Annotated in this window: 14 protein-coding genes; 2 read left to right on the top strand and 12 right to left on the bottom strand. The window is 71.1% G+C overall.

The window, feature by feature from the left end; all coding sequences use genetic code 11:
* Nucleotides 1-32: 32 nt before the first annotated feature.
* Genes AB0I77_RS14490 through AB0I77_RS14475 form a run of 4 tightly spaced genes read right to left on the bottom strand, consistent with a single transcriptional unit; the run spans nucleotide 33 to nucleotide 4,753 of the window.
* Nucleotides 33-1,421 carry an acyl-CoA reductase gene (locus AB0I77_RS14490; RefSeq protein WP_363282867.1) on the bottom strand — a complete coding sequence of 463 codons (1,389 nt, stop codon included), beginning with the start codon at nucleotides 1,419-1,421 and terminating at the stop codon, nucleotides 33-35.
* Entirely contained in the window at nucleotides 1,418-2,761 is a 1,344-nt protein-coding gene (locus tag AB0I77_RS14485) for a hypothetical protein (protein ID WP_363282866.1), read from the bottom strand. The genes AB0I77_RS14490 and AB0I77_RS14485 overlap by 4 nt, the downstream gene beginning before the upstream one ends.
* A 10-nt stretch (nucleotides 2,762-2,771) precedes the next feature.
* On the bottom strand, nucleotides 2,772-3,497 hold the full coding sequence (locus AB0I77_RS14480; protein WP_363282865.1) for an ABC transporter ATP-binding protein: 726 nt from the start codon (nucleotides 3,495-3,497) through the stop codon (nucleotides 2,772-2,774).
* Nucleotides 3,498-3,508: 11 nt separating this feature from the next.
* Nucleotides 3,509-4,753 carry an ABC transporter substrate-binding protein gene (locus AB0I77_RS14475; protein ID WP_363282864.1) on the bottom strand — a complete coding sequence of 415 codons (1,245 nt, stop codon included), beginning with the start codon at nucleotides 4,751-4,753 and terminating at the stop codon, nucleotides 3,509-3,511.
* A gap of 128 nt (nucleotides 4,754-4,881) precedes the next feature.
* Between AB0I77_RS14475 and AB0I77_RS14470 the strand changes: the two genes are divergently transcribed.
* A complete protein-coding gene (locus tag AB0I77_RS14470) occupies nucleotides 4,882-7,593 on the top strand; it encodes a branched-chain amino acid ABC transporter permease/ATP-binding protein (protein WP_363282863.1) in 2,712 nt (903 codons plus the stop codon).
* A gap of 80 nt (nucleotides 7,594-7,673) precedes the next feature.
* Here AB0I77_RS14470 and AB0I77_RS14465 read toward each other — a convergent pair whose 3' ends face one another.
* The 6 genes from AB0I77_RS14465 to fabG all read right to left on the bottom strand — a co-directional run bounded on the left by AB0I77_RS14465 (nucleotide 7,674) and on the right by fabG (nucleotide 14,763).
* A complete protein-coding gene (locus AB0I77_RS14465; protein WP_363282862.1) occupies nucleotides 7,674-8,723 on the bottom strand; it encodes a GDSL-type esterase/lipase family protein in 1,050 nt (349 codons plus the stop codon).
* A gap of 563 nt (nucleotides 8,724-9,286) precedes the next feature.
* Nucleotides 9,287-10,081, bottom strand: a complete 795-nt coding sequence (locus AB0I77_RS14460; protein WP_363282861.1) for a glucose 1-dehydrogenase — start codon at nucleotides 10,079-10,081, stop codon at nucleotides 9,287-9,289.
* Nucleotides 10,082-10,097: 16 nt separating this feature from the next.
* Nucleotides 10,098-11,306, bottom strand: coding sequence for an acetyl-CoA acetyltransferase (locus AB0I77_RS14455; RefSeq protein WP_363282860.1), 1,209 nt, complete (start codon nucleotides 11,304-11,306; stop codon nucleotides 10,098-10,100).
* The gene (locus AB0I77_RS14450; protein WP_363282859.1) at nucleotides 11,306-12,742 is read right to left on the bottom strand and encodes an OB-fold domain-containing protein; all 1,437 of its coding nucleotides are present in this window, start codon (nucleotides 12,740-12,742) and stop codon (nucleotides 11,306-11,308) included. Before AB0I77_RS14450 ends, AB0I77_RS14455 begins: the two co-directional genes overlap by 1 nt.
* A gap of 1 nt (nucleotide 12,743) precedes the next feature.
* A complete protein-coding gene (locus tag AB0I77_RS14445; protein WP_363282858.1) occupies nucleotides 12,744-13,994 on the bottom strand; it encodes an acetyl-CoA C-acetyltransferase in 1,251 nt (416 codons plus the stop codon).
* A 22-nt stretch (nucleotides 13,995-14,016) separates the two neighbouring features.
* Nucleotides 14,017-14,763, bottom strand: coding sequence for a 3-oxoacyl-ACP reductase FabG (gene fabG / locus AB0I77_RS14440; protein WP_363282856.1), 747 nt, complete (start codon nucleotides 14,761-14,763; stop codon nucleotides 14,017-14,019).
* 120 nt (nucleotides 14,764-14,883) lie between these two features.
* Here fabG and AB0I77_RS14435 point away from each other — a divergent pair, with 120 nt between their 5' ends.
* On the top strand, nucleotides 14,884-16,101 hold the full coding sequence (locus AB0I77_RS14435; protein WP_363282855.1) for an acyl-CoA dehydrogenase family protein: 1,218 nt from the start codon (nucleotides 14,884-14,886) through the stop codon (nucleotides 16,099-16,101).
* Here the strand turns inward: AB0I77_RS14435 and AB0I77_RS14430 are convergent.
* The gene (locus AB0I77_RS14430; RefSeq protein WP_363282853.1) at nucleotides 16,098-16,676 is read right to left on the bottom strand and encodes a DUF2889 domain-containing protein; all 579 of its coding nucleotides are present in this window, start codon (nucleotides 16,674-16,676) and stop codon (nucleotides 16,098-16,100) included. The two genes, AB0I77_RS14435 and AB0I77_RS14430, sit on opposite strands and share 4 nt — an antisense overlap.
* On the bottom strand, nucleotides 16,673-17,512 hold the full coding sequence (locus AB0I77_RS14425; RefSeq protein WP_363282852.1) for an enoyl-CoA hydratase-related protein: 840 nt from the start codon (nucleotides 17,510-17,512) through the stop codon (nucleotides 16,673-16,675). The genes AB0I77_RS14430 and AB0I77_RS14425 overlap by 4 nt, the downstream gene beginning before the upstream one ends.
* Nucleotides 17,513-17,631: the final 119 nt, after the last annotated feature.

Below are 17,631 nucleotides of genomic sequence, written 5' to 3'. Positions count from 1 at the left end.
CGGCGCCCTGCCGCGGGAGAAGGCCGAAGCCATCACTCGTCGTTCACCCACCGCATGAGCCGTTGCAGCGGGTAGAAGCCGTCGTGGGAGAGGCCCGGCGGCATGCCGCCGGCTCCGCCGAGGGAGACCACGCGCTGGACACCCGCGCAGGCGAGGGCGTCGCGCAGTTCCGCCTTGCGGGTGTCGGGGTACACGCCGACCGTCTGGGTGGCGACCCCGGCGTGTGCGACCGCCTCGGACAGAGCGCCGACCGGGACGACGTCGACGATCTTTCCGTCGGGGTGGAAGTCCACCGGTTCGGGAGAGCGGATGACCAGGCCCCGGCCGTCGTATCCGCCCCACACCCGGTACTCGGGGGCCAGGGAGCGCAGGACGTCGATCTCCTCGCGCAGTTCCGCGGCGACCCGTGGGCCGCCCGCCGAGCTGAACTCCCTTGCCACTCCCAGGCGTTCGCACAGCAGGGCGGCGTAGCGGTCGGCGTCGTCCCAGGACCCCTCGACGAACTGGAAGCGGCTGGCCACGCACGCCTGCTGGTTGAAGAACGTGGCGTCTGCGGCGCCCGCGTCGGCGGCCCGGGCCAGAGCCTCGGGGGACTCGAAGGCTTCGCGTCCGATCAGCGAGATGGAGGTCTTGGGGTCGAAGGAGACGAGTTCGAATCCCGGGCCGACGTATCTCAGCGCCCCGCGGATCGTGGCCTCGCCGCCCCAGGCGACCAGCTTGTCGAAGAACTGCGGGCGGAACAGCACGCTCTCCACGGCCTCGTCGCCGCCGCGCCAGTACACGGCGGAGAACGAGCGCACCACGGGGTGGCCGGGGGCCACCGCGGCCATGGTGCGCAGGATCGCGGTCGCGGTGAACAGGTCGTTCGAGGGCAGCTTCAGGAGGTTGACGCCCTTGGTGAGCGCGCCGCGCACGACGGACATCGCCGCGACGCCGGGTGCGTTGCCGGCGATGATGTGCACCAGGCGCGGCGGGAACGCGCGGGTGGCCGCGAGCCGGTCGTCGGGCAGCCGCACCTCGCGCCAGCCGTCGAGCACGTCCGCACCGCCGAGTTCGAGGTCGATCTGCGCGTACAGGCTGGGTCGCCGGAAGCTGCGCCACAGTACGGCGTAGGCACGTTCGAGGACTTCAGCGGGCAGCGGGCTGACCGGGATCATCCGGTCGAGGGCCTCGGCGAGCAGGCCCTCGCGGTCCGCCTTGAGGGCCTCGCCGGTCTCCACCAGCAGGTCGACGATCTCCGCCACGGGCACGTGGAAGGCGGGTCCGGGTTCGGTGCGCGGCCACACCAGGCGGTCCAGGTCGAGGGCCGGTGCGGTGAATCGGCCGAGGTCGCGGGGCGGGCTTTCGTCGACCTCACCGCGGACCACGTGCACTACGGCCACCGAGCCTGCCGCCGTGTCGTCGAGCGTCGTGCCGCTCATCCGTGGATCATCCCCCGCACATAGGAGTCGAGTGTCGCGGCGCAGGTGATCTTGTCGTCGCCGCCGAGGTCCCCGTAGCGCCGGATGTCCGGCAGGACGACCGGTCCCGCTCGGCCGCAGTCGCACGGCGAGAAGTCCACGAGGACCTGGTCGCCGCTGATCAGCCCGCCCCAGCGGCCTTCGAGGGAGACGTCGAGGAAGGCGAACCGTCCCTCCACGACGCCGTGTTCGGGGTTGAGGAGCACCTCGCCGGGCTCGTCCAGTACCAGGGGGATCACCCACGGCGGTACGTGGTAGTTGCCCTTCTCGCAGGCGAGGCAGGAGCCCTGAAGCTCCGTCATGCCGTAACTGCGTACCCGTCGTACGCCGTCGTAGAAGGCGGCGAGCTGCGCCTGGTAGTCGTCCGGCAGCGCACGCCCCTTGTTGCCGCCGCCGCTGAGCACCAGCGTGTCCGGATGGAGGCTCCCGTCGGGTACCCCGCGGGCGCGCAGGGCCTGGATCAGCGCGAACTGCTGGTTGTTCATCCCGGCGATCAGCAAGGGCTCGTCGCGGTGTGCGGCGATGTCGTCGACGATCCGGTCGACGGCCGCCCCCAGTTCCTCCTCGCGGGCCGCGGACCCGGTCTCGAAGGAGCTGATCTCCTGCGGGGTGGCGGTGCCCTCCGCCATCCGGCGGCGCAGCAGCGCGCTGCTCATCAGCTCGGACACCCGCATCGGGTCCTCGGTGAGCAGCTGGGTCTGCCCGGGCCGCGCGAAGACCTCCGCGTGCCACCGGAAGCCGTCCACGGAGCGCATCGGGCCGCTCGCCGGAGCGAGCAGGTAGCCGCGGCGGGTGGGCTTCGGCGGGAGCGGGTCGGGCCAGCAGGTGAGGTGCTCAAGGATGTCGTGCAGGAAACTCAGGTCGCTCGCGTCGCAGTTGAGGAAGGACACCTTCCCGGAGGTGCCGCTGGTGATGTAGGGGCGGTGGCCGGCGGCGGTGATGCGTTCGGTCCACTCGTCGATGTCGCGTACGCCGTCGATGTCGACGTCGCTCGGCTCGACCGCCGACACGGTCGTGTACCAGCGCAGGAGCCGGTCCCACCGGCCGGCGGTGATGAGGGAGACGGGGTACGACTTGTAGCTGGTGTGCGAGAACAGCAGCGGCACGAGGTCGTCGAGACCGGTGATCTCGTGCACGCCGGTCTCCTGCGCCCGGGTGCGCAGCAGCGGAATGCGCTCGCGATGGGCGGCGAAGGCCTCCCGTGCGGCTTCGAGTTGCAACTCCCGTATGAGTTCGCCGGGTTGGTCGAAGGCGTCGCCGGAGAGGACGAGGGATCGGATCTGCTCGCGTGCGCCTGGCACAGCGTTCACCTCAATCAGTTGCGTATGTCGTCTCTTGCGTCGTCTTTTCGGCGAGGTAGGAGGACTCGATCGCGTCCAGGTGTCCGCCCAGTTCCTGCGGGGTGCCGGTCATGGTGACGCGGCCGCGGTGCAGGACGTACACGCGGTCCGCGATGTCCAGCACCTTGCGCACGTGCTGTTCGACCAGCAGCGCGCCGAGGCCTCGGTCGGCCGCCTCGCGCACCGCGCGCAGCAGCCGGTCGACCACGAGCGGGGCGAGACCGAGCGAGAGTTCGTCCGCGAGGAGCAGCTTGGGAGCGCGGCACAGTGCACGCGCCAGCGACAGCATCTGCTGTTCGCCGCCCGACAGCATGCCCGCACCGGTCTTCAGGCGTTTTTCGAGTTCGGGGAAGAGTTCCAGTGCCTGCTGGGTCTTCACCCGGCCGACCCGCAGGTTGTCCGCGGTGTCGAGCCGGGTGAAGACCGCCCGTTCGCCGACGTACGCCAGGCCCTGGCGGGCGCGGCGGTGCAGCGGTGCGCGGCCGGGCTCGCCCAGCCAGCGCACCTCGCCGTGCATCGGGGTCAGGCTGCCCGCCAGCGCCCGGAGGGTCGTGGTCTTGCCCGCGCCGTTGGGTCCGAGCAGGGCGACGACCTCGCCCGGGCGGACCTCGATGTCGAGGTCGCGTACTACGGGTTGGCTGCCGTATCCGGCAGACAGGGCGCGGGTCGCGATCAGGGGAGCGTCGGTGTCGTACACGGGCCCTCTCCTCAGCCGGACGACATGGCGGTCAGCATCTTGCCGACGTCGACGAAGGTCGATCCGGGCTTGGCCCACTCGATTTTTCCGTCGCGGATGGTCAGTTCGGTGGCGGTGGTGTTGTGGATCCGGTTGAGGCCCTTGATGGGCAGGGCTGTCGACGCCTTCCAGGTCAGCGGCGGGGTCAGGCCGCCGGTGTCGATGCCCGACGTGGTGTCCAGCTCCTGCACCAGGGCTTTGGACGAGATCGCCGGCAGTTTCTTGACCGCCTCGGTGAAGGCCTTGAACGCCACCCAGGTCGTGCCGTTGGCGCCGTTGGAGGTGTCGATGTCCTTGTTGCCCTTGGTGGCTTCGAGGAAGTCCTTCCAGGCGGCGTCGGAGGTGGGCGGGTAGTAGCCGGTGATCGCGGATCCCTCCAGCGGGCTGCTGCTCCCGCCGGTGCTCTCGGCGAGTTGCGGGGTGAGGTTGCCGACGACGCTGCCGAGTTTCGTCTTGGCGCCGGACTGCACGTACGACTTCACGAACAGGTCCGAGTGCGTGCCCAGGATGACGTCCACGCAGTCGCTGCCCTTGGTCGCGGCGGCGACCTGCGGAGCGAGGTCGGTGGCGGTGACCGGCACCTTGAGGTCCTTCGGCGGTGCCCCTCCGGCGGAGGTCACGCCGACGGTGAGGAACTGCGAGACGATCGCGGCGGCGGCGACGTCGTACCGTACGCCGGAGATCTTCTTGCAGCCCTCGTCCACCAGCTGCTTGCCGTGGGCCGCGAACACCACCGGGGTGCCGCCGTTGACGGGGAACGACAGCGGGTTGGAGAACTCCGCGGCCGAGACGCCGGTCCCGCCGAGGTACGGGATGCCGGCCTTCTCCAGGATGGGCATGTAGCGGTCACCGGCGAGGCTGTACGAGCCCACCACCGCGACCACCTTCTCGGCCACCGCCTGCTGGGCGCACTTCTCGGCCTCGTCGGGGTCGTTCTTCTCGTTGCAGGTCAGCACCTTCAGCGGGCTGCCCTTGAGCCCGCCGTTGGCGTTGATCCACTTCTCGTACGCCTGGGCGGTGAGCCGGACTCCGGGCTGGGCACTGCCCTGGGTGTCCTCCGGCGCCCAGACCATCACCTTGACCGGTGTGCCCTTCAGCGAGGAGGTCTCCGTCTTCGAACTGACGGTTGCCTCTCCCCCGCAGCCGGCGGCGAGCAGCACTCCGGTCACCGCGAGACAGCTCGCTGTGGCGGTTCTGCGTCGTCGTGAGTCGTTCATGGTTCCTCCGCGGGGCTCGTCGTCGAGATGGCGACAGCATGGGGTGCGTTTTCGAGTTAGTGAAGTACTCTCGGCATAATTATTTAAATGAATGTGCTTTCTAGCCCCTGCCTCCGGGAGGTTCCCCGATGGACGACATCCTGCGGTTCGCGCTGCTGGGCCTGGGGCTCGGCGCCCTGTACGCCCTCACCGCGCACGGCATCGTGCTGGTCTACCGGGGTTCCGGCGTACTGAACTTCGCGCACGGCGCGATCGGTATGGCCGGCGCCTATGTCCAGTGGGAGCTCGCCACCCAGCACGGGGTGCCGTACTGGCCCGCCACCGCGTGCGGTGTGCTCATCTCCGCGGTGCTGGGCGTGCTCACCCACCTGCTGGTGCTGCGTCCGCTGCGCAGGGCGTCCTCGCTGGCCCGTCTGGTCGCCACCCTGGCGGTCTTCATCGTGCTCACCGCGATCGCCGTCAAGCGCTACGGCGACAGCCTGGAGTTGGTGCCGGGCAAGCTGCCCACCAAGCTGCTGACGATCGCCGGGGCGACGGTCTCCGAGGACCGCGTCTGGCTGCTGGGCATCGCGGTCGCCGTGACCGTGCTCCTGCATCTCCTCTACAAGCGCACCCTGTTCGGCCTGGGCACCACCGCGGTCGCGGAGAACGAGGGCGCCGCCGCCTCGCTCGGCTGGTCCCCGGACCTGATCGCCACCGGCAACTGGGCGCTGGGTTCGGCGCTCGCGGGGCTGACGGGCATCCTGATCGTGCCGGTCATCGGTCTGTCGGTGACCGGGCTGACCACCCTCCTGCTGAGCGCGCTGGCCGCCGCCCTGGTCGGCCGGTTCTCGTCGTTCCCCGTCACCCTGGCAGGCGGTCTGGTCATCGGGATCGTGCAGTCCGAGCTGACCCGCTTCGGCTCCGACGTCACCGGGCTCGCCGCCTCGGTCCCCTTCCTGTTCATCGCCCTGGTGCTGGTCGCACGCGGCCGGGCGCTGCCCCTGCGCGGCACGTTCCTGGACCGGCTGCCCGCCCTGGGCACCGGAAAGGTGCGCCCCGTACCGCTGGCTCTCGCCGTCGTGGCCGGGCTGGCGCTGGTGAGTGTGTCGACGCCGCTGTGGGCGGACGCGATCACCACCACCCTGGTGCTGTCGCTGATCATCCTGTCGATCGTCGTGGTCACCGGATACGCGGGACAGGTCTCCCTCGCCGCCTACGCCCTGGCCGGGACGGGCGCCTTCATCGCCGGACACGCGGCTGCCGACTGGGGATGGCCCTTCGAACTCGCCCTGCTGGCAGGAGTGCTGGGCACCGTGCCGATCGGCCTGCTCTTCGCGCTCCCCGCGGTCCGCACCCGCGGCGTCAATCTCGCGATCATCACGCTCGGCCTCGGCACCACGCTGGAGGCGATGGTCTTCCAGAACACCGACCTGTCGACGACTCCCGGCAGCGACGGCATCGCGGTGGGCAAGCAGAGCCTCTTCGGGATCAGCGTCTCCGGAGTCGACCATCCGCAGCGGTACGCCACCGTCGTGCTGGTGATGTTCGTCGCCGCCGCGCTCGTGGTCGCCAACGTGCGGCGCAGCCGAACCGGCCGCCGGCTGATCGCCGTACGGGCGAACGAGCGGGCCGCCGCCGCCCTCGGCATCGACGTCCGCGCGGCCAAGCTCTACGCCTTCGGCCTGTCCGCGGCCATCGCCGCGCTCGCCGGAGTGCTCACCGGCTTCCGCTCGACCTCGGTCGTCCTGTCCGACTTCGCGAGCTTCGACTCCATCACCGCGCTCGGCCTCGCGGTCATCGGCGGTGCCGGCTTCCTCGTCGGCCCGCTGTTCGGCGCGACCTTCGCCGCGGGCACGGTGGGGGCCCGGTTCGGGGACCTGGTGCTGCCCGGGCTGAGCGAGTGGATGCCGCTGATCGGCGGGATCATCCTGGTGCTGACGCTGGTGGGCAACCAGGACGGCATCGGGAAGGGGCTCGGCAAGCAGCCCGCGGCCATCCAGCGCAGGCTCTCGTCGAAGCGGGTGCCGACCGTCCGGAAGGACCAGCCGACAGCGGCCTCGAACGTGACCCGCGCCGACCCGCTCCCCCTCCACGTGCGGGACCTGACCGTCCGCTACGGCGGTGTCGTCGCCGTCGACGGGCTCTCGCTGGACGTCGAGCCGGGCCAGGTAGTCGGACTCATCGGCCCCAACGGCGCCGGCAAGACCTCCGCCATCGACGCGGTCACCGGCTTCACCCGGGCGGCGTCGGGCAGTGTGCGCCTCGGCGACCTGGACGCGACCCGGCTGGCGGTCCATCGGCGGGCCGCCGCCGGGCTGAGCCGGTCCTTCCAGTCGCTGGAGCTGTTCGAGGACATGACCGTCCTGGACAACCTGTACGCGGCCTGCGACCGGCCCGGCCGGTGGGCCTGCCTCATGGACCTGGTCCGTCCCGGCAGCCGCCCGCTCCCCTCCCATGTGCTGGTCGCGGTACGGGAGTTCGGGCTCCAGGACAGTCTGCACCGGCCGGTGGGCGATCTGTCGTACGGGGAGCGGCGGCTGCTGGCCATCGCCCGCGCGGTGGCGGCCTCGCCGTCCGTGCTGCTCCTCGACGAACCGGCCGCGGGTCTGTCGGACGACGAGACCCGGGAACTGGCCCGTCTGGTACGGCGGCTGGCCGAGGAGTGGGGCATGGGGGTGCTGCTCATCGAGCACGACGTCGACATGGTCATGAGCGTCTGCGACCAGGTCGTCGTGCTGGACTTCGGACGCCGGATCTGCGCCGGGACGCCGGAGGAGGTCCGGCGCGATCCGGCGGTCCGGGCGGCCTACCTGGGCGACCTGGAGCCGGAGACGCTGGCGTCAACCACCCAGGACTGAAGTCCGCGAGGGGAGCCGGGCTCCCCTCGCCGTACCGCCCAAGCCAGACGACCCCGTTCCGGCGGACGTTGTCAGGAGTTCTAGGACGCCGAGCACGTGGCCGTCACCGAAGGCGTGCCCGCGGCAGCCGACGTACTCGCGAGGAAGCCGAAGGTGGTGCTCGCCCCTGCTGCCACCGTGCCGTTCCACCCGGCGTTGCGCACCGTCGTCCCGGTCAGCGCGCCGTTCCAGACCTGGGTGACCTGGCTGCCCGTCGGGAGTACGAGGGTCACCGCCCAGGAGGAGATCGCCGCCGTGGACGAGGTGTTGGTGACCGTCACCTCACCCTGGTAGCCGCCCTGCCACACTGACGCCGCCCGGAACGCCGCCGAGCAGCCACCGCTACCGGGGTCCCCGGGGTCGCCCGGGTCGCCCGGGGTGAGCAGGGCCGACAGTGCCGGGTACCAGCGGGCCGCCATCTTGGCGTCGCCGGAGGCGTTGGGGTGGACGCCGTCGTAGGTGTCGGTGGCCGAGTCGAAGCCCGTCCACTGGTCGACGACGGTGACCGGCGACTGCGCGGTGGTGATGCCCTGCGCCCAGGCCGGAATGCGCTGGTTGAAGGCCACTGTACGAGCGGCGCACTCGGCGCAACTGCTCGGATTGATCGGGATGAGCTGGGCGACCAGCACCTTCATCGCCGGGTTACTGGCCCGCATCTGGCCCACCAGCTTGGTGTACGCGGCGAGGATGGTGTCCGGCGCGATGCTGCTCCAGACGTCGTTGGTGCCGAAGTGCATGACAACGATGTCCGGCCGGGTCGTCGCCAGCCACCCTGGCAGCAGGTTCTGGTCGGCGGTGGCAGTGGCCTGGAACCCGCCGTGTCCTTCGTTGTCGGCGTCGTGCGTCTGGGCGCAGCTCTGCGCGTTCAGCGTGCCGACGAAGTCGATGTCGGTGTAACCGGCGCTCTGCAGCTGGTTCCAGAGGAGGGAGCGCCAGCAGCCAGGGGAGCCGGTGATGGAGTCACCGAGCGGCATGATGCGTACCGGGGCCGCGGCGGCGGCGGACGGGGCGCCGACCAGGCCGAACCCGGCGGCGAAGACGAACAGGGCGGCCAGCAAAGTGGCGAGGAGGGGGCGGTGTCTGCTGCGCATGGGTGTCCTTCCCGAAGTGGGGCGGGAGCGGGAGTGCGACCCGCAGGGGCATGGGAGCGCTCCCATGACCGCGTGTTGTTCATCAAGCCACCGTTGTCGCTGGCACGTCAATAACCCGGACGGACCCGGACTGAGACGGTGTCCGGCGAGGTGCGTGGAGTCAGATTGTTCCGGACGGTTGCGGGAGCTTGCCATGCCGTTGATCCCGGAGGACCGAACGCTGCCGCGATGGCGTTCCGCCGGGTGGTGTAGCCGATCAAGTCGCCGGAATCCGCAGGTCTGCGGAGCTGGCTCCGCCAGACCTGGTGTCCACCTCACCTCAGCAGTACGTGGCGAGGACCGCTCAGCGGTCACAACGCGTGCCCCAGCGCGGGAGAGTACCTTCATTCGCCGCATCGACCTCGCCGGCACCGAAGGGAGGCCCGAAGACGTCCCCGGCCTGCCGTGCCCGCGCCTACGTCGTCTTCGGCGGACGCTCCAACGCCGAGGCCGGTGACGTTGGTGCTGCTGCCACCGAGAGTGCGCGGTCGGCCACAAAATGACCTCCGCGCCACTCCGTCGCCCTACGCGTCCCGCAGGTCCGCGACGTACGGCTGGTGGGACAGCAGTCCGCCGTCCACGCGCAGGGTGTGCCCGGTGATGAAGGCGGACTCGTCGGAGGCGAGGAAGACGACCGCCGAGGCGACGTCCTCCGGCAGCCCCAGGCGTGATGTGAGGTGATGGCGCAGCATCGCCTCCCGGATCGCCCCGTGTGCCGAACCGGAGCTGGCCGGCGTGACGATGAACCCCGGTGCGATGGCATTGCAGCGCACGCCCTGCTTGCCGTACTGGGTGGCTACGTACTGCGTGAGGTTGATGAGGGCGGCCTTCGAGGCGCCGTACGCCGGGTTGCGCAGGTCGCCCGCCAGGCCGGACCCGGAGGAGGTGTTGATGATCGAGCCGCCGCCGCGGGCGATCATGTGCGGGACCGCGGCCTGGATGGCGACCATGGTCCCGCGCAGGTTGATGCGCATCGTGTCGTCCCAGACCGCGGGATCGGCCTCCACGACGGCGAGGTCCTGGCGGGCGGCCAGGTGGGTGGCCGCCGCGTTGTTGTGCAGGACGTCGAGGCCGCCGTACGTCTCGACCGCCGCGGCCACCATGGCCCGTACGCTCTCCACGTCACCGAGGTCGACCGCGACCGCTGTCGCGGAGCCGCCGGCGGCGCGGATCTCCTCCGTGACGGCCTGGGCGCCCTCGATGTTCAGGTCGGCGACGACCGTGTGCGCGCCCTCGGCCGCCACGCGCAGTGCGGTGGCGGCGCCGATGCCGGACGCGGCCCCGGTGACGATGGTGATCTTGCCTTCGAGTCGCCCCATGGCCGAACCGCCTTCCCTAATCGGTGAGTTGACTGCCGACGACCGACACGAACGAGACGCACTCGCCGGGTCCGCCGCCGAGGTTGTGGGTGAGGGCGAGCGTGCGTCCTTCGGCCACGGACCGCACCGTCCGCTCGGCCGGTGCCTCGCCGCGCAGTTGCAGCCAGGCCTCGAACATCATGCGCAGGCCCGAGGCGCCGATGGGGTGGCCGAAGGCCTTGAGGCCGCCGTCCGGGTTGACCGGCAGCGAGCCGTCCAGGTCGAACGCCCCGCTGGTGACGTCCTTCCAGCCCTGACCGCGCTCGGAGAAGCCCAGGTCCTCCATCAGCACCAGCTCCGTGGGCGTGAAGCAGTCGTGGACCTCGGCGAGCGCGAGCTCGGCGCGCGGGTCGGTGATGCCCGCCTGCCGGTAGGCCTCCTGTGCGGAGGCGACGACCTCGGGGAAGGTGGTGAAGTCGTACTCCGGGTCGTGGAGGCCGTCGGCCGGGCCGGCGACGAAGGACAGCGCCTTCACGAAGATCGGCTTGTCGGTGTACTGGTAGGCGTCCTCGGCGCGTACGACGATCGCCGCCGCCGAACCGTCCGAGACGCCCGAGCAGTCGAACACGCCGAGCATGCCCGCGACGATCGGGGCCGACCGGATGCGCTCCAGCGGCACCTCCTTGCGGAACTGCGCGCGCGGGTTGCGGGCCCCGTTGACGTGGTTCTTCCAGGCGATGCGGGTGATGACGTCCTTCATCTCCTCCCCCGCCAGGCCGTACTTGGCGGCGTAGGCGGGAGCGAGGAGGGAGAAGTTCGCCGGGGCGGTGATCTCCCCGCGGCTATCGTCGCCCGCGCCCGGAATGGCGGTACCGGACAGCCCGGACATACCGGAGTCCTTGAGCTTCTCCACACCGACCGCCATCGCCACGTCGTACGCCCCTGAGGCGACGGCATAGCAGGCGTTGCGCAGGGCCTCGGAGCCGGTGGCGCACATGTTCTCGACGCGGGTGACCGGCTTGTTCGGCAGGTGGAGCGCCCGGCTCAGGGTCAGCCCGGACACACCGGAGGCCTGGGTGCCGAACCAGTACGCGTCGATGTCGTCGAGGGTGATGCCGGCCGAGGTGACCGCCTCGCCCACGGCGTCGATCAGCAGGTCGTCCGCCGAGCGGGTCCAGTGCTCGCCGAAGGGCGTGCAGCCCATGCCGACGATCGCGACCCGGTCCCGGATTCCGTGCGAGCCCATCAGTGTGTCCCCTCGGTCTCGCCCGTGCGCACCGGCCGGGCCTTCCAGAAGTAGTTGTGGACGCCGGACGCGGTGACCGTGCGCCGGAACGTCATCTCCACCCGGGCGCCGATGACCGCGTCGGCCTCGGTCGCGTCGGTCAGCTGGCAGCGGAACCGGCCGCCGCCGTCGTAGTCGACGACCACGACGAACATCGGCGGACTCGGCGTGTGCGCCAGCCGGTCGACGGTGAACGTGGCGACCGTGCCGCGCACCTGCGCCATCGGCTCGTCGGTCATGGCGTCGATGCTCCGGCACGAGACGCACACGCGGTCCGGCGGCAGATGCCGAGTCCCGCACTTCTCGCAACGGGAGGCGACGAAGCCGTACTTCCAGGCCGTGCGGCGGTGTGCGGGCGGGGCGTAGGGCGGCTCCGGGTCCGGCCGGCGGGGTGGTTCGCGGTCGAGGAGGCCGCGCCAGGACAGGTACGTGGCGTACGGCATCGGGGCGCTGCCCGCGGCGATCTGGGCGGCGACAGGGCGGGCGGCGCGGTGGTCGGGGAGCGCGTCGGTGGTGCGCAGCAGGAGGACTCCGGCGCCGTCGCCGAGCACGAGGAGCGCGATGAGCTCGCCGGGCCGGGCCCGGTCGAGGACGTCGGCGAGGAGCAGTCCGGGCTGGGCGGTGCCGGCGTTGCCGATCGACCCGGTGAGGTCCGGGGTCACCGCCTCGGGTCGTACGTCCGCGGTACGCCGTACCGCCGCGCACGCGCGCGCGTGCAGCCCGGAGACGACGAGGTGGTCGATCGCCCCGCGGTCGAGGCCCGCCTGCTCGAGCGCCGCGCCCAGCGCCTTGTCCGCGAGGGACACGTAGATCTCCTCGGCAAAGCGCTCCTCCCAGACCCGGGAGGCGGGCGCGCCCGGCAGCCGCCAGCGGTCGAGGATCTCGTCGCTGACCGTGTCGTGGGCGAGCAACTCCGCGATGACCGGCGCCCCGTTGCGATGTCCGCCGAAGACGAACGCCGCCGCGCCGTCACCGCCCGCGATCTCGTCGCCGCCGCCGGGCAGGCCGGTGCGCAGGTCGGACAGGACCGCCAGGGTCGGTACCGGGGAACGGGCTGCCGTGACCAGGGCGCCGAGGCCCGAGCGTACGGAGCCGGCCATGTCGGCGGCGAGCACGTGCTCGTCGAGGCCGAGCGCGGCGTGGACGGCGGTGGCGTTCGTCTTGTCGAGGTAGGCGGGTGCCGCGGTGGCGAGGAAGAGCTGGCCGAGGCGGGGGCGCAGGCCGTCGCGGGCCAGGGCGCCGCGGGCCGCCTCGACGGCCATGGACGTGGTGTCCTCGTCGTAGCCCGCGACCGCGCGAGTCCCCTTGCCCCCCTTGCCGCCCAGGGCGGCCGCCACATCCGTCCGCGCGAGGCGGTGGTACGGCACGTAGGCGCCGTATGCGATCAGTCCGGCCATGTCAGCGTCCTCCATGAGCGTGGGTTGCGTCCGTCGGCCGTTCGAAGACGGCGGCCAGGCCCTGGCCTCCGCCGAGGCACATGGTCTCCAGGCCGTAGCGGGCCTGGCGGCGGTCCAGTTCGCGCAGCAGCGTGGCGAGGATGCGGCCGCCGGTCGCGCCGACGGGGTGGCCCAGCGAGATGCCGGAGCCGTTGACGTTGAACCGTTCGAAGTCGGTCTCGGTCAGGCCCCATGCGCGGGTACAGGCCAGCACCTGGGCGGCGAAGGCCTCGTTGAGTTCGATCAGGTCGATGTCGGCGAGCTTCAGTCCGGCTCGCTCCAGGGCCCTGGCGGTGGCGGGTACCGGCCCGATGCCCATCGTCTCGGGCGGTACGCCCACGACGGCCCAGGAGACCAGCCGGCCCAGCGGGCGCAGGCCGAGTTCGGCGGCGCGCTCGGGGTGGGTCACGACGCAGAGCGCGGCGCCGTCGTTCTGGCCGCTGGCGTTGCCTGCCGTGACGGTGGCCTGCGGGTCCTGGCGGCCGAGCACCGCACGCAACTTCGTGAGCTTCTCCAACGAGGAGTCGGGGCGCGGATGTTCGTCCGTGTCGACGACGCTCTCGCCCTTCCTCGTGCGTACGGTGACGGGCACGATCTCGTCGGCGAACCGGCCCTCCCGCTGGGCCGCGACGGCCTTCTCGTGCGAGCGCAGGGCGAGTCGGTCCTGCTCCTCGCGGGGGATGGCGTACTCGCGGCGCAGGTTCTCGGCGGTCTCCAGCATGCCGCCCGGGACCGGGTGGTTGACGCCTCCGGAGGTGACCCGGCCGCGGGCCAGCCGGTCGTGCAGCGTGGTGCCCGCGCCGCGTACACCCCAGCGGACGTCGGTGGTGTAGAACTCGGCCTGGCTCATCGACTCGACGCCACCGGCCAGTACGAGGTCGCTCGCGCCGGTCTGCACCTGCATCGCGGCGGTGATGATCGCCTGGAGTCCGGAGCCGCAGCGGCGGTCGATCTGGAGTCCCGGGACCTCCGCCGGCAGACCGGCGTCCAGGGCGGCCACCCGGCCGATGGCGGGTGCCTCTCCGTTGGGATAGCACTGGCCCAGCAGGACGTCGTCGACGGCGGCGGGCGGTATGCCGGTGCGTTCCAGTACGGCGCGTACGACCGTGGCGGCCAGCTCGGTCGCCGTCACCTCGCGGAAGACGCCGCCGTAGCCGCCGACGGGGGTACGCAGGGGTTCGCAGATCACCGCGTCACGCAGGAGGGCGGGCATCAGCACTGCCTTTCATGAGGGGTCACATGTACCGGCCGCCGGTCACCTCGACCACGGCTCCGGTGACGTAGCTCGCCAGGTCGGAGGCGAGGAAGAGAACGACCTGGGCGACCTCGGCGGGTTCGCCCGCGCGGCCCAGGGGGATCTCGGCGAGCTTCGCGTCCCAGGCGGCCGGGGGCATCGCCTCGGTCATGGCGGTGCGGATCAGGCCGGGCTGTACGGCGTTGACGCGGATGCCGGCTTTCGCAAGCTCCTTGGCGGAGGCCTTGGTGAGGCCGACGAGTCCGGCCTTGGCGGCGCTGTAGTTCGTCTGGCCGAAGTTGCCGACCTTGCCGGCGATGGAGGAGATGTTGACGATGCTGCCGCCCTGCCCGTGCGCGCGCATCGCCTCGGCGGCGTACCGGGTGCCGTTCCAGGCGCCGGTCAGGTGCACGTCGACGACGGCGCGGAAGTCGGCGAGGGCCATCTTGCGCAGGGTCGCGTCCCGGGTGATCCCGGCGTTGTTGACCATCACGCCGACCGGTCCGAAGGTGTCGGCGCAGTGGGCGACGAGGGCGGCGACCTCGTCCTCGTCTGTGACGTCGCACCGCAGCGAGGTGGCGGCCACGCCCTTCTCGGCCAGGGCTTCGGCGGCTTTGGCCGCCGCGTCCTCGTTGATGTCGCCGAGGACGACGGACGCGCCCTCGGCGCCGAGGACGCCGGCGATCTCGTAGCCGATGCCCTGTGCGCCGCCGGTGATCACCGCGTTGTGGCCGTCCAGCAGTCCCATGTCAGCCCGCCCGCCTGCTCCTGACTCGACGCTATTCCTCTCAAATAGATAACCTATTATGCTGAAACAATCAATACAGCGATCGGCTGTGCGAGCGGGCCGGACGAGGAGAGCAGCCAGGTGGACATCAGCTATCCCCCACAGACCGAGACGTTCCGCACCGAGGTCAGGGCGTTCCTCGCCGCGACACTGCCGGCCGACTGGAAGGGCATCGGGGCCCTCGACGAGGAGAGGGCCTGGGCCTTCGCCCGCGACTGGCGCCGGCGACTCGCCGAGCGCCGGTACCTCTCCCTCACCTGGCCCGAGCAGTACGGCGGCCTGGGCCTGTCCAAGCTCCACCAGGTGGTGCTGATGGAGGAACTCGCCCTGGCCGGCGTGCCGTTCGGGCTGCCGCAGGACACCTTCGGGGTCAAGATGCTGGCGAACACGCTGTTGCGCTGGGGTACGCAGGAGCAGAAGGCGCACTTCCTCCCCCGCATCCTCAGCGGCGAGGACACCTGGTGCCAGGGGTACTCGGAGCCGGAGGCGGGCTCCGACCTGGCATCTTTGAAAACCCGGGCCGTACCGGACGGCGAGGAGTGGGTGATCGACGGCCAGAAGGTGTGGACCTCCGGCGCCCACCACAGCGACTGGATCTTCGTCCTGGCCCGCACGAACCGGGACGCGTCCAAGCACCGCGGCATCTCCTTCCTCCTCGTCCCGCTCGACCAGCCCGGCGTCGAGGTACGGCCCTTCCGCATGATGAGCGGACAGCTGCACTTCAACGAGGTGTTCTTCAACGGCGCCCGCACCCGTGCCGATCTCGTCGTGGGCGGCGTCGACAACGGCTGGACGGTCGCCCAGAGCCTGCTGGGCGTGGAGCGCGGGGAGGAGGCCGCGACGAACCCCATCCTCTTCAAGGCGGAGGTCGAACGTCTCGTCGAGCTGGCGCGGCTGTACGGCAAGGACCAGGACCCCGTCATCCGGCAGCGGATCGCCTGGTGCTGGTCCAAGGTCGAGATCATGCGCTACCTCGGCTACCGCATCCTCACCGGCTGGCTCAAGGGCGCCGATCCGGGCCCCGAGACGTCGATCGCCAAGCTGTACTGGAGCGAGTACCACACCGAGGTCACCGACCTGGCGATGGACATCATGGGCCTGCACGGCCAGGTACCGGTCGGCCGTCCGCCCCTGCGCACCTACCGCACCGACGACCCCGGCGCGGCGAACTCGTCGGCGTCCTGGTCGACGACGTACCTCATCGCCCTCTCGGGCACGATCTACGCGGGCACGTCACAGGTGCAGCGAAACATCCTGGCGGAGAAGGTGCTGGGGCTGCCGCGTGAGCCACGGATCTAGGCTTCACCAGCGGTTTTGAATGTCCTGAGCTCCGGCACCGGACGCGGCCCGGTGCCCGGGACCCAGCCCGCGTCGAGCTTGCGAAGGCCCACGCCGTCCGGCGCCCAGATGTGGCAGCTGTTCAGCACGCCCGCCGTGGAGCGCGGGTCGTGGGACTGTTCACCGGCGTAGCGGAGGCCCGCGTTCGCCGAGATGGCCGCCTGTACGACCGCGGGGCCCAGGGCGCGGGCCAGCTCATGCAGGTGCGAGCAGCCGGACACCCCGCGGAAGCGCTCCTGGATCGCCCGGTTGTAGCCGGCGGCGACGCTGAGCCCGGCCAAGCCGTCGAACACCGGAGTGATCAACGGGCACTCGGCATGCGGGAAGGTCCGCATGTCCGCGTCGGCGTGCACGATGACCATGTCGGCGAGACGTACGCGGACCGCGAGCACCATCCGGTGGACGACGCCGGCGGGCGGCTCCACCCAGGGGCGCACGTCGCTCAGCTCCGCCTCGACCGAGATCTCGTCGCCGTCCTCCGCGTACGCGGTGACGGTGATCGTACGGCGGTGCAGCGGGAGTTCGGAGCGCGTCATGACGAGGTCTCCTGCGGGAGCGCCGGGGCCGGGGCCGGAGTCTCCCCCAGTCCCGCGAACTCCGGCGGCCTGCGTTCGATGAAGCTGCGCACGCCCTCGCGGTAGTCCGGGGCGCGTTTCGCCGAGGCCAGGAGGGCGGCAGCGTGGTCCCGGCTCTCGGTGAAGGTCCTCGCCTGGTCGTCGGCGAGCTGCCGCTTGATGAGGGACATCGCGTACGGGCTGGCCGAGCGGGCCAGTTCGGTCGCGTACGCGAGCGCCGCCGGGAGCAGGTCCTCCGGCTCGGCCAGGCGGTTGACCAGACCCATCGCCAGGGCCTGGGTCCCGGTGATCCGGCGCGAGGACAGCAGCAGATCGCCGGCGTTGCCGTAGCCGACCAGCCGGGGCAGGATCCAGGACACGCCGTCCTCGGCCACCAGCCCGCGCGCGCTGAAGGCGGCGGCGAACTTGGCGTGCGGTACGGCGAACCGGACGTCGCACATCAGCGCCTGGTTGAACCCGATGCCCGCGCAGGCGCCGTTGACGGCCGCCACCACGGGCTTGGGGAAGGACATGGGGCGGGTGCGCGGGGGCAGCTGGTCCGTCGGCCACGGGCGGGCGCCCGACGACGCCGCGTCCAGCACGCCGATGTCCATGCCCGGGCAGAAACTGCGTCCCGCGCCGGTGAGCACCACGGCCCGTACCCGTGGATCCCGCTCCGCCCGGTCGAACAGCTCGTTGTAGAGCAGCTCCATCTCCAGCGTCCAGGCGTTGTGCCGCTCGGGCCGGTTCAGGGTGAGCAGCATGACCCCGTCGTCGGTGAGCTCGGTGAGGATCACCGGAGTCGGGTTCTCGGTCATCGAGATCACTCCCACCCTTATAGATAGATGAATCATCTATATACCAACACCCGCCAGGGCACCAGACCAGGCCGCCCGAAGAGAAGGTCACGCATGCCTTGACCTGGTACCCTCGATGC

The organism is Streptomyces sp. NPDC050619 (assembly GCF_040654815.1).
In the GTDB taxonomy this organism is placed as follows: domain Bacteria; phylum Actinomycetota; class Actinomycetes; order Streptomycetales; family Streptomycetaceae; genus Streptomyces.
Note: the sequence above shows the minus strand (reverse complement) of the source record. Positions and strands in the feature narration are given on the sequence as shown.